This window comes from Neisseria dumasiana (assembly GCF_022870885.1).
Classification (GTDB): domain Bacteria; phylum Pseudomonadota; class Gammaproteobacteria; order Burkholderiales; family Neisseriaceae; genus Neisseria; species Neisseria dumasiana.
This window is the reverse complement of sequence record NZ_CP091509.1, coordinates 839,776-854,775: the sequence shown is the minus strand read 5'-3', so window position 1 is coordinate 854,775 and position 15,000 is coordinate 839,776. Positions and strand designations below refer to the sequence as shown.

General features: G+C 50.8%; 14 protein-coding genes. 3 read left to right on the top strand and 11 right to left on the bottom strand.

The features are described from left to right. Positions 1–265: 265 nt before the first annotated feature. From LVJ88_RS03865 to LVJ88_RS03825, 9 genes are all read right to left on the bottom strand, one after another. Positions 266–2,092 (bottom strand): PglL family O-oligosaccharyltransferase, encoded by a 1,827-nt coding sequence (locus LVJ88_RS03865; RefSeq protein WP_085418624.1) that lies wholly within the window; start codon positions 2,090–2,092, stop codon positions 266–268. Further along, entirely contained in the window at positions 2,085–2,453 is a 369-nt protein-coding gene (locus LVJ88_RS03860; protein WP_085356286.1) for a DUF2069 domain-containing protein, read from the bottom strand. The genes LVJ88_RS03865 and LVJ88_RS03860 overlap by 8 nt, the downstream gene beginning before the upstream one ends. Before the next feature lie 250 nt (positions 2,454–2,703). Next, the gene (locus LVJ88_RS03855) at positions 2,704–3,345 is read right to left on the bottom strand and encodes an FMN-binding negative transcriptional regulator (protein ID WP_085356285.1); all 642 of its coding nucleotides are present in this window, start codon (positions 3,343–3,345) and stop codon (positions 2,704–2,706) included. Positions 3,346–3,360: 15 nt separating this feature from the next. Further along, positions 3,361–4,107: a twin-arginine translocase subunit TatC gene (gene tatC, locus LVJ88_RS03850; RefSeq protein WP_054599282.1), complete on the bottom strand. Its 747-nt coding sequence runs from the start codon at positions 4,105–4,107 to the stop codon at positions 3,361–3,363. Positions 4,108–4,119: 12 nt separating this feature from the next. Next, positions 4,120–4,665: a Sec-independent protein translocase protein TatB gene (tatB, locus tag LVJ88_RS03845; RefSeq protein WP_085418623.1), complete on the bottom strand. Its 546-nt coding sequence runs from the start codon at positions 4,663–4,665 to the stop codon at positions 4,120–4,122. A 3-nt stretch (positions 4,666–4,668) separates the two neighbouring features. Beyond that, positions 4,669–4,872, bottom strand: a complete 204-nt coding sequence (gene tatA / locus LVJ88_RS03840; RefSeq protein ID WP_054599284.1) for a Sec-independent protein translocase subunit TatA — start codon at positions 4,870–4,872, stop codon at positions 4,669–4,671. A 136-nt stretch (positions 4,873–5,008) separates the two neighbouring features. Further along, a complete protein-coding gene (locus LVJ88_RS03835; RefSeq protein ID WP_085356298.1) occupies positions 5,009–5,332 on the bottom strand; it encodes a histidine triad nucleotide-binding protein in 324 nt (107 codons plus the stop codon). Between the two features lie 146 nt (positions 5,333–5,478). Further along, positions 5,479–5,802, bottom strand: a complete 324-nt coding sequence (locus tag LVJ88_RS03830; protein ID WP_085359374.1) for a phosphoribosyl-ATP diphosphatase — start codon at positions 5,800–5,802, stop codon at positions 5,479–5,481. 185 nt (positions 5,803–5,987) lie between these two features. Next, positions 5,988–6,827, bottom strand: a complete 840-nt coding sequence (locus LVJ88_RS03825) for a cysteine hydrolase family protein (protein WP_085418622.1) — start codon at positions 6,825–6,827, stop codon at positions 5,988–5,990. A gap of 120 nt (positions 6,828–6,947) precedes the next feature. On the opposite strand from LVJ88_RS03825, the gene LVJ88_RS03820 reads away from it, so the two are divergent. Both LVJ88_RS03820 and LVJ88_RS03815 read left to right on the top strand, forming a co-directional pair. Beyond that, complete coding sequence (locus LVJ88_RS03820; RefSeq protein ID WP_085418621.1) at positions 6,948–7,775, top strand: AraC family transcriptional regulator; 828 nt, start codon at positions 6,948–6,950, stop codon at positions 7,773–7,775. A gap of 186 nt (positions 7,776–7,961) precedes the next feature. Continuing rightward, entirely contained in the window at positions 7,962–9,389 is a 1,428-nt protein-coding gene (locus LVJ88_RS03815) for an acyl-CoA dehydrogenase family protein (protein ID WP_416171754.1), read from the top strand. A 379-nt stretch (positions 9,390–9,768) separates the two neighbouring features. Here the strand turns inward: LVJ88_RS03815 and LVJ88_RS03810 are convergent, their stop codons facing one another. Further along, a complete protein-coding gene (locus LVJ88_RS03810) occupies positions 9,769–10,452 on the bottom strand; it encodes a pseudouridine synthase (RefSeq protein WP_085418620.1) in 684 nt (227 codons plus the stop codon). Positions 10,453–10,600: 148 nt separating this feature from the next. Beyond that, the gene (locus tag LVJ88_RS03805) at positions 10,601–12,262 is read right to left on the bottom strand and encodes an electron transfer flavoprotein-ubiquinone oxidoreductase (protein WP_085418619.1); all 1,662 of its coding nucleotides are present in this window, start codon (positions 12,260–12,262) and stop codon (positions 10,601–10,603) included. A gap of 583 nt (positions 12,263–12,845) precedes the next feature. Here LVJ88_RS03805 and LVJ88_RS03800 point away from each other — a divergent pair. After that, positions 12,846–14,903: a transferrin-binding protein-like solute binding protein gene (locus tag LVJ88_RS03800; RefSeq protein WP_198941581.1), complete on the top strand. Its 2,058-nt coding sequence runs from the start codon at positions 12,846–12,848 to the stop codon at positions 14,901–14,903. Positions 14,904–15,000: the final 97 nt, after the last annotated feature.

The following is a 15,000-nucleotide window of genomic DNA, read 5'->3' as shown; positions in this document are numbered from 1 at the left end:
AAATGTCTTTGTGCTAATTTTGGTTTATTCTAATAAAATACAAGCCGTTAGAAAAACCTTGCTGTTTTTCTAACGGCCGGGATATGTGCAAGTATGGTTTTACCGGGTAAAAAATAAATCGTTATGCCGCTTGAACATGGGCGGCATAACGGTTCGTTAAGGGTCTATTTAAAAGTACCAACCGGCGGGCTTAGCGGTTTTCCGATAAAGCAGATGCCACTAAATGTTGGCGAAAACGCCGCCGCCAAACCGAATGATGACATGGCTAACGTTTACACGGTTTGGACTGGGGATATTTTTTCTCATAAAACGCTTCACACGTTTGCCACAAGCGCGGCTCTAAGGGCTTGAGTGTGCCGTTGCTGCGGATTTTATCGAGATAATGCTGCATCATATACGGGTAATACAGATACATTTTATCCAACCATGCGCTGCCCTGCCGGGTTTGTCCGGCGCGGTATTGATACAAACCGACCTGATAAGCATTGGAATACGGCCGGTAAGTTAAGGCTTCCCGTGCCGCTTGGTCTGCCCACGGATACACGGTAGGCGCAGAAGGATTAACCCTGCGGGTTAATGAAAGCTGGGCGTAATAGCGCAACATCGGTTCGGTTTCGGCAATCTTTCTCAAGCCTTCGATTTTTTGGGCGGACTGCTCAACGGTTTCACCTTTCGGCTGGCGGTCGAAACGGGCAAGGTCGGTATAAACGAAACCTAAGCGGGCAATGCCTGCCAGCAAACACACGGCCAATACCGCTGCGCCGATGTTCTGCCGTTTGGCGGTTTTCAGGCCGTCTGAAGCATCATGTTCATCAGCGGGCGACAAGCTGGCCATTAAAGCAAACGGCACCAAAAAATAAATATACCAAAGCGGATATTCCAACATACTGTGGCATAACGACACAGCCATCATGGACAAAAGAAGCAGCGAAGCATTGCTCGGAGGCCGTCTGAACATCCGCCAAATTGCCGCAAGAAAACCGAATACGGTTAAGGCCGTGCCGACCAAACCCATTTCCGACAGCAGCTGCAAAATCAGATTGTGCGAATGGGTAAACAGCACGTTTAAGATGTTCATGCTGAACTTACCTTCTTCGGCATGCACCAGAAAACCTTGCAGCGAATAACTGCCCCAGCCGTAGCCCCACACGGGCGCAGAAAGAAAAATCGTCCAAGCCTTGCGCCATTCGATATCGCGTGCCGAACCGCCGAAACTGGAGCTGCCCGCCCGTTCGACTGCGGTATCGTATTTCATGCCGGAAACCCAGTCTAAGATGTAACCGATTCCGAATTGAACCAGCAACGTCATCACCAACGCAAACAGCACGATGCCGACCATGCGGTTGCTGCCCGCTCCGCTACGCCAGCGCCAGAAGGGCAACAGCAGACCCACACCCGCCACATAAGTGAGAATGGTGCGCGAATTGACCAAGCCCAGCGCAGAAGTCAACAGCAGCACCAATACGAAACCGAGCCAACCGGGCATTCTGCGCGCCGCCCACAGGTAAGATGCAGCCAGCGTACCCCACATCAGATAATGGCCCAAATGGTTGCGCTGGCCGAGTTGCCCGCTTACTTCGCGCAAACCGCGGTAGGATATGATACCGCGGAACATTTCCGCCGATGCCCAGCCGGTAAACTGCATCACCACCACTACCGACTGAATCAACGCACCGAACAGCAAAGTCCACGCCAGCACCGACACTATCCGCTCCTGCCCGAACCCGGCAACCCAGCTGCGGCAAGCCCAAGCCGCCAGCGCAATGATCACAAAAGCCGATACCGCCAAATCGCTCATGCCCGGATAAGTCAGATTCATCAACCGCGCCTGAAGCCACCAAAAAGCGGCCAAAGCCAAAAAATAAACCGAAGCCGCAGGCAGGCGCACATTCAGACGGCCTGTTAACGCAGTCAACAACAACAATAAAACCGCACCGGCCAAAGAACCTGCTTCAAGATAAAAGCTGGATAGCGGCCCTACGCGGTACAGCGACACAAAAGGCGCGATGCAGATACACGCAAAACACAGCCACACCGGCCACAACCGCCACGACCATACCGTAGCCGTGCCGTCTGAAAAACGGTTAAACATGGCGCACCGCCTTTCTCTGATACCTAACAAATGCCAAACAGGCTGCAAAAAACACACTGCTGCACAATAATGCGGCGGCTGCACAGGCGCGGCTGGCGGGCGCAGCGTCAAACAGCCTTACCACCGCTTCGGCAAAATAAAACAGTATCAGCAGGCAGCTGTATTGGAAAGTGTAAACTCTGCCTTTCAAAATGCCCGCCAGCGGCAGACACAAAGGCAAGGCTTTCAAGGCCAGCCACGAGCCGCCCGGGCGCAGCGGCGCAATCCAAAGCTCCCAAGCAAGGCTCACGGCAATCAGCCCGCACAGGCTGATAACGGCGGCGGTATGCGACCAGTGTTTTTTATCGGCAAGTGTATTCATCGTTCAATCTGTTTAATGTGAGGCCGTCTGAAAAATCGTATTGTTTTCAGACGGCCTTTGAGAGAATTAGTTTTATGCGGCTGATCAAGAAATGCAAACGGCATTTTAGCTTAAAAACGGTTAAGGCCGTCTGAAAACCAGCAAAGCTGGTTTCGCTAAAATATTTTCAGACGGCCTGATCACGTTGCTTCACCGCTTCGCCATGCCCATGTAAAAGCGATGCCGATACAGTTTGGCTTTCATCAATCATTCAAGTTTGAGAGAAAGATGCGACTTTTTCGGCCATGCACCCTTCCGCTTCGCCGCCGGTTTGCTGCAAACCGTCGATAATGCCCGTGCGGTCTTCTTCGTGTTTGTTTTGACTGAGTTTGTAGGCTGCTTCAATCGTTTCTATTTCCATCTCAAAACACACCACCGCCTTGCTCATCGCATCAATATAATCGGCAGGTGCATCTTCGAGCTGCCACGGCTTGGGCTGTGCCGACTCATGTATCGCACTGAGCGAAGCCAATATGCCGCGCACTTCCTGCGGCTCTTCAATCAAACGCATCGTTCCACCCACATGCACAGCCTGATAATTCCAAGTCGGCACGGCTTTGTGTTCCCTGTGTTTGCTCGGATACCAATTCGGAGAAATATAACAACCACTGTTGTGAAAAATGGCCAGCCAGCGATTGCCGGTATGCTCCGCCGCCTGCCAGATGGGGTTGGCTCTGGCGAAATGGCCGCGCAATACGCCCTGTTCCGTGCCGTTGTCGTGCCGATAAACAGGAATATGGGCAGCCTGCAAAATACCGCCCCTCTCTACAACCAACGTCGCCAACGGATGGCTTTCAATAAAGCGGTGAATTTCACCCACATCGTTTTGCCGGAATACTTTGGGCACATACATGGTGTTTTCTCACTTTCAACTTTCCTGCCTGCGCGACAACGGCTTCGCAAAACGGCAAAACCACAAACCCGCTTCATAAAGCAGCACCAACGGCACGGCCAGCATGATTTGCGAAATCACGTCGGGCGGCGTGATGACGGCGGCAATCACAAACGCGCCCACAATCACATAAGGCCGGGCCGACTTTAACTGCTCCAGTGAAACCACGCCCATGCGGTTCAGCAAAACCACCACCACCGGCACTTCGAACGTGGTACCGAATGCGACAAACATGCCCAACACAAACGACAGGTATTTGTCGATGTCGGTCGCCATGTTCACGCCGATGGGCGTCACACCGGCCAGAAATTTGAACACCACCGGAAACACCAAGAAATAGGCGAATGCCATGCCGGCAAAAAACAGAATCATGCTCGACAATACCAAAGGCGTAATCAGGCGTTTTTCATTTTGATAGAGGGCGGGTGCAACAAACGCCCAAACCTGATACAGCGTGTGCGGCAACGACAATAAAAAAGCCGCCATCAGCGTAACTTTTACCGGCACGAAAAACGGCGCAACTACGTCGGTGGCAATCATGCTGGTATTGGCCGGCAGCGAAGCCATCAGCGGCTCGGCCACGAAGGTATAGAGTTTTTGGGCAAAAGGCATCAGGCCCAAAAAGCAGATCAACAGGCCGCCGATGATCCACATCAGGCGGCGGCGCAGTTCGATTAAATGTTCGACCAAAGGTTGTTGGGCTTGTTGTTCTGATTCAGACACCGTTTACTCACTTCATTGCGGATGCTTTTTGCGGACGCGCAGTTGCGGTTTCGGACGGTGGCGCGGGCGCATATCGCGCTTGCGCCGCATGGCCTGCTTGCGGATGGAGGCCGTCTGAAAACCGCCGACGTTGGCGGCATGATGTTCTGACGGCACGGAATAATGCGGCCAATCAGCGTCGGGCTGCGTATTGCCGAGCGGATTGCCGTATTCGTCCAAACCGAAATCGGCAGGTGTGCGTTGCTCCGGCACGCGCTCCCATGCAGGCACTTTAAGGCCGTCTGAAATATCATCCAACTCTTTACGCAAGCTTTCGCCCGTGCCGCCCAATCCGCTGCGCAGCGATTCGGCGGCAGATTCAAACTCGCTCTTGGCCTTGCGCAACTCTTCCATTTCGATATGCGCGCTCAATTCCTGCTTCACGCTGCCGGCCATGCGCTGTACGCGCCCGACCAAGCTCCCTGCCATGCGGGCGGCTTTGGGCAGGCGTTCGGGGCCGAGTACCACCAGCGCAATCACGCCGGTTAGCAAGAGTTCGCTGAAACCGAAATCAAACATGGGTTAAGCCGATTTGTTGTCGTCTTTTTGATGTTCGATCACGTCGTCTTTTTTACCGGCTTCTTCAGTGCCTTCGTTCAAACCTTTCTTGAAATCATGCACTGCACCGCCTAAGTCTTTGCCGACATTACGCAGTTTTTTGGTGCCGAACACCAGCACCACGATCACCAGCACCACAACCCAGTGCCAGATAGAAAAGCTACCCATAATCAGATCCTTATGTTTATTGATTGGTTAATTCAGTTTAAATGGTTCAGACGGCCTATGGTCAATTACACCCCCTTTTGAATACAAGGCAGCAAGCCGCAGTAAAGGTAGGGTGGATTGACTATATATGCGCGGTTTAAACCGGCCGCCCCATAATATGGATGTGCAGGTGAAACACTTCCTGCCCGCCGCCTTTACCTGTGTTGATTTGGGTTTTGAACCCGTTGCCCAATCCGTTGGCTTCGGCGATTTGCGGCACTTTCATCATCATTTTGCCCAACAGTGCTTCATGCTCGGGACGGGCGTGCGCGAGCGAATCGAAATGTGTTTTGGGAATCAGCAGCAAATGCACGGGGGCTGCGGGGTTAATGTCTTTAAAACACAGCATGTCGTCGTCTTCATAAACTATTCCGGCCGGAATCTGCTTATCGACGATTTTGCAAAAAATACAGTCTGTCATCATATACTCCGAAATACAGCGGGCGGCCTGTTCGGTATACCAACGGCGGCGCATCAGGCAGCACAATCATCATGCTAAAAGAAAGGCCGTCTGAAACCGAATCTTCAGACGGCCTCTGTATCTTGTTCATGGATTTTAATACAAATTCAGCTTTCCTGCCGCGCGGCTTTTTCTGCCAAACCCGACAAACCCTGCCTGCGTGCCAGTTCGTTCAATACATCTTCAACCCGCAAACCGTGATGCGCCAGCAGTACCTGCGTGTGAAACCACAAATCGGCGACCTCGTAAACCAAATGCGCGCTGTCGCCGTCTTTGGAAGCCATCAATACTTCACCTGCTTCTTCGATGACTTTTTTCAAAATTTTATCGCCGCCTTTGCTCAACAGCTGGGCAACGTAAGAAGTTTGCGGATCTTGCCCCTTGCGGGAATCGATCACATTTTGAATGTGGGTTAATACGGCTTCGGTCATATTATTCTTCCGTCAACAATTCGCTTGAAACACCGCAATTATGGCGCGGGGTATGGGTGCTGTCTATAACCGGCCGGCCTCTTCCCCATAATATAGACAATTCAGACGGCCCGATGGAGCACCCCCCAACAGGCCGTCTGAATGCCTTCCTAAAAATACTCGGTGAAACCTACGGTTTTTCCGAATCAGCCTTTGATATTTTTCACGGCTTGGTCGGTTGTCCACAAATCGTTGGCAATAATGCGGAAGTTAACCAATGCCGCCAGATAGCCGTCTCCTTCAGGGAGGCGGGGGCCTGCGGTGGCATCTTTCACAACCGCCACTTCAAAGCCTTGCTCAACCAATTCGCGCAGATGGGACTCGATGCACAAGTTGGCCGACATACCTGCCAAAATCACCTGATCGATCTTGCGTTTGCGCAACTGCAACACCACATCGTTGGTTTCGGGGCCGAACACTTTGTGCGGCGAAGCAATCACGGTTTTGCCGTCGAAAATATAAGGTTTGTATTGGGGCATAAAGTCGGCGCCCGAACCTTCGAAGCCTTCGAGAGTGTATGCGCCTTTGCGGTCAAACATACCCAAAGCGTGCATGGCATGTTCGCCCGGGCCGCCGAATTCCCACTGATGGTCTTGAGGATAATAGTAATGGGGCGAAACCACCGTCAGCATACCGGCAGCTTTGGCCGCTTTAAACAGGCGTTCTATGTTGGCTACGGTATTGTTTTCGGTTACGCTTTCGCCTACCGCACCCCACAATACGCCTTTCGGGCTTAGAAAATCAATTTGCGGGTCAACCACCACCAGCGCAACACGCTTCGGGTCGATTTTCATACCGTAACGCTTCATGCCGTATTCTTTAGGCTCGTCGTAAATACCTTGCTTACCCGCCGGTTGTGCCGCCGCACCGGCCGTGCCAGCAACACCCATTGCACCCAAAACAGTGGCCGCCATCGCAAGGCGGGAACCTGTGCCCAAAGCATCGCGGCGGGATTGGTCGATTTGCTCTTCTTTGTGGTCTGACATAAGATTTTCCTTTATGATAATGTAGATAATATTTAACTTCTAACAAAAGCAGGTGTATTCTAATCAATACACGCCACAGCAATTTAACCGTTAATCCACATTTCTTAACCGAAAGTCTTAATGGACAGCCTCTCCCACCTGTTTACCCATTTTCAATTCAGAACCGATCTTTTCTTTATCGGCCAACTGTGCCGAACCGGCAGTTTCGACGAGCCGAACAAAGGCTATCTCCACTTCATCCGCCAAGGTCGTTGCCTGCTGAATTTATCGGAAAACCAAACCATATTGATAGAACGCCCCTGTATCGTTTTTTCACCGAGCAGCGTTTTGCATCATGTTCACCCTCTAGACAAAGAAGGCTTGAGCATGTTGTGTATCAACTTCGATTTCGGCGAAGGCATACGCAACCCGCTGGTACACACCGTTGACCGGGTGGAAGTGCTGTTTCTAGACAACCAGCCCCATCTGCATGCGCTTGCCGATGAAATTTTCAAAGAAAGCAGCAGCCGCTCTTACGGCTACCACGCCGCCATACACCATCTGTGCGCCTACTTTACCATTCAGGTTGTACGCTATTGTTTAACCAACAACAAATTACAAACCGGCCTGTTGAAAGGTTTGGTAGATAAAAAACTGGGCGGCTTGCTGCAAAAAATACACCAAACACCCGAATACGAATGGACGGTGGAAAACATGGCTGAACAAGCCGCCATGTCGCGCTCGGCTTTCGCCGCCCATTTCAAAAACACCATGGGCGTAGCCCCGCTCGCCTACCTTACCAACTGGCGCATCGCCGTTGCCCAAACCCTGCTACAAAAAGGTATGCCTGTCGCGCTGGTAGCCGAAAAAGTGGGATACAGCCACGCAGCCGCCCTTAGCCGGGTATTCACGCGCGAAACCGGCATAAGCCCAAGCGAATGGTTGCGCCGTTACCGCCAACCTTCTTGAGCCACTTACCCAACAACTTTACATCTCCGTGATACCTCGGTGTTCGTTATGCGAAGCAAGCAGGGGAGCAAAAGTCTCCTACCGTTGTTTGCCGCCGAACAACTTATTTTTTATCTGCCATTATCAAATTGCCGCGAATATGATATAAAATAGAAATTTTACTCTAAACCGGAAATACAGATCATCATGGCATCAGGCATTTTGGAAACACAGCTCATTCAGATGAACACCGCTGCTTTTTTGGCGCATATCGAATCTGCATTCAAACGCATTTTTTCAGACGGCCTAGATTTAATGCAATATCTTCCTGAAAACAAATGGTTGGAGCTTAAAAAAGCCGGCCTGCTGCTGCCTTTTCTGGCGGAGAAACACGGCGGCAGAAAAAGCAGCCAATTTGAAATTCAGGAAGTGTTGCGCATTGCCGGACACTACGGCGTACCCGTTACCCTGCGCACCGGTATCGAAGGCGCATTGGTTTTGCAGCCCTTAACCGAGTTTGGCAACGAAGCCCAAATCCGTACCGGTCTCGATTTGATTTTCAACGGCGAAGGCGGCGGCTTGGCCATTACCGAGCCGGAAACCTCGGGTGCCGCGATCGCCCGCGAAATGCAGTCATATTACGAATATACCGACGATCAAACCGTTTACGTTAACGCAACCAAATACTGGCAAGGCAATTCGCAAAGCGAATTTCTGCTCGTTGCCGCCAAAGAACGCAAAAACGGCAAACTCTCAAAAACCATCAATCTGCTGCTGGTGCCCAAACAATACATCCGCTGCGAAACCCTCAAATCGGAAGGGCTGCTCGCCGTTCGTTATTCCGTTAACAGCATCGATGCACACATTCCCGCCGACTGCGTGATGAAACTTTCCGAAAGCGATGCCGCCGGCTTGCGCGCATTCCAAAACATTTTCATCCGCAGCCGCCTGCAACTGGTGGGCATGACCCACGGCATTATGGAATACATCATCGAAAACATGCGCCGTTTCGTGCAGCAAGACATCAAATTCGTTGCCCGCGAATGCCGCGAAATCATGCACCGTTACGGCATCTCGCAAGTGCTCTACCGCTTTACCTGCAACCGCGTTGCCCCCGATGCCCCCGTCGCACACCAATTGATGGAAGCCAACATCATTAAAACTTTAGCCACCGAATACACCTACGGCGCAGCACAAATCCTGCAAAAACTGCTCGGTGCCAAAGGTTTCGAACGGGGTCATCCCGCCAGCAATATCGCCATCGACATCCGCCCCTTTACCATTTTCGAAGGCCCGAACGATATGCTCTACGCGGAAATTTACGACCAATTTACCCGTGCCACCCTCGAAGAAAAAGAGCAAGGCATCAAACCCGATAAAAACCAAACCCTGCTCATGCGCGTAGAGAGCGACAAACGCTTCGCCGATATACGCCAAGCCGCACACACCGCACTGCCTGAAGACATTGCCGCTTTCTTAACGCAATACCGGCTGGGCGATGCCGACGCACTGGAAAAAGTGTTTCTCGGCAAAATCATCGCCAAGCTGTTTGTGTGGGTTCAAGCCGAAGATGAAGACACTGCCGCATTCGTGCTGCGCGATATCCGCAAAGATATGCTCGATTGCCAAGGCTGAACTGTTTTGACTGAAACCGTAAGAGGCCGTCTGAAAAAAATATTCAGACGGCCTCGTCACTTTATCCCAAACTCGGACGCTACAAAAACAGTAAATCCAAAACAGTTAATATAAATACTATTATCTAAACAATAAATTTTTCAGAGATAAAAAAAACCATCTATACTAAGGGGAAAAGTATAGATGGCCAAACACATTACGGGGAAAACGTCTTACTCACTTACTCACTCCTTTCGGAGCAAGTGTTACTCAGACATGTGAATTATATATTAGTTCATGAATTTTAGTATTAAGTTATGTAAATGAAATGGATAAATATATATAGCATTGTTTTCAATATAAAAAATACCAGAAAAGCTTTCTTTTTCTTTCCATTTCTTTACAAATATAAAAACCGCCAATTCCCAATCGGCATATTATCGGCTGTCCAATCCCCGAAACGTGTACGGTGGAGCTGCTCAACCCGATTGCCTGCGGCTGCAATCATGCGTTTTACCTGATGGTATTTGCCTTCTGTAATCGTCATCACCAACACGTTAGGCGATTCCAAAACCGCATCGGCAGCGGCAACGGTTTCATCGTCATCGTGAAGCAATACGCCTTGTTTCAGCGTTTCGCACAAAGTTTCGTCGGCAGGATGTTTTAATGTAACGCGGTAAACTTTGGCCACTTTATGCTTGGGCGAGGTTTGCCTGTGGTTGAAGCCGCCGTCGTTGGTAATCAGCAAGATACCGGTTGTATCGGCATCCAAACGCCCAACGGCCTGCATGTCGATATTGCGCATATGGTCGGGAAACAGGCTGAATACGCTGGGATACTGCTGGGGCTTATGGGAAGTTTCGTAGCCTGCCGGTTTGTTGAGCACGATATAAAAATACGGCATGGGCACAACGGTGTATGCTTTGCCGTCAATTTCCAAGCTTTGTACTTCTTTCGGCTCAACCGTGCTGCGCGGTGAATCCTGAACCACTCCGTTAACCGCAACGCAGCCGTTTTCAATCAGCCACATACATTCTTTGCGGCTGCCTATTCCTTGGGATTGAAGATATTTGAAGAGTTGCATGGTCAATAAATAGAAACAGATGATGAATTTTCGGATGCAATCGGCGCATGTCGATGCGGGAGAAAAAGTTTTCAGACGGCCTGATGGTGTTTGAGGCCGTCTGAAAACTGATGATTACACGCTGTTTATGTTCAGACGGCCTTTATGTTTACATGGCGCCATAATTCGGCCCGCTTGCACCTTCGGGGCAGATCCAAACGATATTCTGGGTAGGGTCTTTGATATCGCAGGTTTTGCAATGCACGCAGTTTTGGGCGTTGATTTGCAGTTGCGGTTTGCCGCCCTCTTCCACGATTTCATACACACCCGCCGGGCAATAGCGGGTTTCGAGGGCCGCGTATTCCTGCACATTCACATCAAGCATAGTTTGCGGATTTTTCAGCGTGAGGTGCGACGGCTGGTTTTCTTCATGGCTGATGTTGGCCAAAAACACGCTGCTCAGGCGGTCGAATGTTAATGTATTGTCGGGTTTCGGATAATCGATCGGGCGGCAGGCCGCGGCTTTTTTCAGCGAACCGTGATCGGTGCCGTGGTGCTTGATCGTCCACGGCGTTCTGCCTTTGAATACATATTGTTCCAAACCGGTATAAGCCATAGCGGGGAACAAGCCCCATTTGAACGACGGGCGGATATTGCGTGCGGCGTGAAGCTCGCGGTGTGCCCAGCTTTGTTTGAACAAATCTTCGTAAGCAACGGCTTCTTTGCCGTGTTCAAACGATTCGACCTCTTCTAAATTTTCCAAAATCGGAAACACAGCCTCGGCAGCCAACATGGCCGATTTAATGGCGGTGTGGATGCCTTTGATGCGCGGCACGTTCAAGAAGCCCGCCGCATCGCCCACCAGCACACCGCCTTTAAACGAGAGCTTGGGCAGGCTTTGCAGACCGCCCTCGCTAAGCGCACGCGCGCCATAAGCGATGCGGCGACCGCCTTCAAAAGTTTTGCGGATTTCGGGGTGGGTTTTGAAACGTTGGAATTCTTCAAACGGCGAAAGATAGGGGTTTTGATAATCCAAACCGACCACGAAGCCGACGGCCACCTGATTATTGTCGAGATGGTAGATAAACGAGCCGCCGTAGGTTTTGCTATCCAGCGGCCAACCCGTGCTGTGCACCACCAATCCGGGTTGGCAGCAGCCTTCGGGCACTTCCCAGATCTCTTTGATGCCGATGCCGTAGGTTTGCGGCTGGCAATCGCGGTCGAGCGCGTATTTTTGGATAAGTTGTCGGGTGAGCGAGCCGCGGCAGCCTTCGGCAAAAATGGTTTGCTGCGCCCACAATTCCATGCCGGGCTGGAAATTGTCGGTCGGTTCGCCGTCTTTACCTACGCCCATATTGCCGGTGGCGATGCCTTTCACCGAGCCGTCGGGATGGTACAGCACTTCCGATGCGGCAAAGCCCGGGTAAATCTCAACACCGAGGTTTTCCGCCTGCTCCGCCAGCCAGCGGCACAACGCGCCGAGGCTGATGATGTAGTTGCCGTGGTTGTCGAAATTGGGGGTAACGGGCAGTTTGACGGCTTTGTTTTTGGTAAGAAACAGCACTTGGTCGGCGGTAACGCTGCGGGTAAGCGGCGCGCCCAATTCTTTCCAATCGGGCAGCAGTTCAGTTAACGCAACCGGATCAATAACCGCACCCGATAAAATATGCGCCCCCACTTCCGAACCTTTTTCCACCACGCATACACTGATTTCACGCCCCGACTGCTCCGCCATCTGCTTGAGCCGTATGGCGGCGGACAAACCTGCGGGGCCCGCGCCGACAATCACAACGTCGTATTGCATGCTGTCGCGTTCTATGGTTTCGGTCATGGTAAGGTTCCTGAAATATTATCATTATCGGCCGTGAACATCGTTCAGACGGCCTCTTTATCAAAAATATATTGATTATACGCCATCTTTCCTTTGGGTAGTCAGCCCGATGTTTGCCCGCTTGCCACATCCCCCTACTTCACCCGGCTTAAACTTTGGCTGCCATCGGTTTGACATCTACTCCCTACTCTTTCAATAAAATTACAAATAATTCCTATTTACATAAATTACATATTGATTTAATATTTTAAAAAACGAAATAGATTGTAATGATTTACGGTCTTTTCATTAAATATACGCTTCTCACATAACAAATGCTTTTTAACGCACAAGCCAAACCATCTATCGGGATTACTCCCAGTTTTACTGATTTCCAAAGCAACATCTTCTTCGATAAGAACCTGTTTTGCATAAAAATATTATCAAACACAACTTATCGGATTAACGCATATTTACAAAAACGAACACCTTGATATTTAACAGATGTTGGGCGTAATGAATCAGTATGCTTCCCCGCTTTAAACAACACATTAAAAAAACCGTTGTTACAAAACACCATTGATACGATATAAGGAAACAATAGATGCAGCAGCTCAAAACACTCTCACTTTGCAGCCTTACCGCCATGCTTACCGCTTGCGCGGGCGGCAGCTTCGATACGCTGAACGTCAACCCCGAACCGCCCCCGCTACCCGAACCGCCCAAAGTAGAAAAAGTACCCGAACCTCGCCAAAATCCGGAAGAGCAGGCTGCCTTAAAACAACCTGCCGCAGGTTTTGTGATGAAAGGCTTGCGCCGCAACAGAGCCAAGCACGATCAAAACGGCAATCCGTTGTTGGACGCATCGGGCAATCCTACCGAAGCGGAAATCTACATACCGCTCAATCCCAACGATGTCGAAGCCGTTAACGATGCAGATTTGACTATTCCCAAGCTGAAAGAAATGCAGAACGACCCTAATAACCGCGGGGCTCATCATGTTTATCACACAGGCAAACAGCAAGAAGGGAAATACCAATATATCCGCTTCGGCCACGTTACTGCCGATTATCCCGAAGTAATTGAAGAAACGGTTAGGGATAAAGAGGGCGATTTAAAATGGTATACGCAAAGAGAAGGCTGGAACGTTCACACCTTTTATCACGGCACCTCTGCCGCAGCCGCCCTTCCCGTTGACAACAACGTAAACTATCGGGGTGAGTGGTATTTCATGAGCGACGTAAAAAAAGGCAAAGGAAAAGAGCCTGGAAGCAACCCTCACCTCGGCAACGGTTTTAACAGCCTGAAAGGTAACGGCGATATTGCCAGTGCAACCGGCCAAGCAAATGAGACTACCGACAAAAAATATACGTCTGACTTTACCGTTAATTTCGCCGATAAAAGCATGACAGGCGGGCTTCATTACGAATCACGCATCGAATCCAAAAGGAAGCTGTACGACATTGAAGCACAGCTCAACGGCAACCGCTTTACCGGAAAAGCCTTATCTAAGGTAAACGACGACTCTTCAACCTTAGACAAAGCATTTTTTGCTGCCGACTCCAACCTGCTCGAAGGCGGTTTCTACGGCCCCGAAGCCCAAGAGCTTGCCGGCAAATTCTTAGCCAACGACAACTCTTTGTTTGTCGTATTCGGCGCAAAACGCGATAGCGACAATCCGAACCAACCTAAAAAAACCAATGCATTATTAGACGCTTTCTATATTACCGTTCCCAAACGGGTTGATGTGGAGTACGAAGAGGACGAAGAAGAAATCAACGAAACCGACACCGCCGCAAACGACGCCCTTACAGAAGAAGACTTTACCGAAGAAGAAGAAAAAGAACCCCAAGTCCGCCAACACCTCACCGAAACCGAGCGCAAACCTTTGGCCAATTTCGGCTATGCCATGAAACTGCGTTTCGGCAACAAAGTTTTCGACTTGGAAAAAGCCGAGCTTGACGAAATGCTGAAAAACGCCAACGCCGAAATAGGTTCCGACACAACAGGCAAAACCCACAGCATTACCCTGCCGGAAAACAGCGAAGGCAAGCCCCGCGAGTTCGTGCAGGTGTGTTGCAGCAACTTGAGCTATCTGCGCTTCGGTCAATTCGTGTTACAGGAAAAAGCAGGGCAAGACCCCGTGCACGCCCTCTATCTTCAAGGCGAAAGAACCCCCGTATCCGATCTGCCGCAATCAGGAAAAGCCACATACTTAGGCAGCTGGACCGGCTTTATCAAAGTACAACCGCCGCAACGCCACGCATTCGGCAACCCCGACTACGGTCATAACGCCACCATGAAAAACATCAGCTCAAGCAGCAGATCCGGCGTTTCATCATTTGACGTTGATTTTGATAACAAAAAGCTGAACGGCGCATTAATCGGCACCGACAGCCGCAGAGTATTCAATATCGAAGCCAATATCAACGGCAGCGGCTTTACAGGCCGAGGCTATACCGACGGCAGCTTCCCCTTCGACCCGGGTAATCTCACTAAAGGCTATTCCGCCTATGTTCCCGATGCCAAAGTGGAGGGCGGTTTCTACGGCCCCGGCGCACGCGAACTGGGCGGCACGCTGATCTACAACTCACCGGATAAAGACCGAGACAGCACAGATATCCGCGCAGGTGCGGTATTCGGCGCAACCAAACAAGAATAAGCCGCAGGCTGAACCCGGCAGGAGAGGCGGTTTGCCCGTTTCATCCTGCCGCCTAGCCGCCCGAGTTTTCAGACGGCCTTATCCGCCGATACCGACA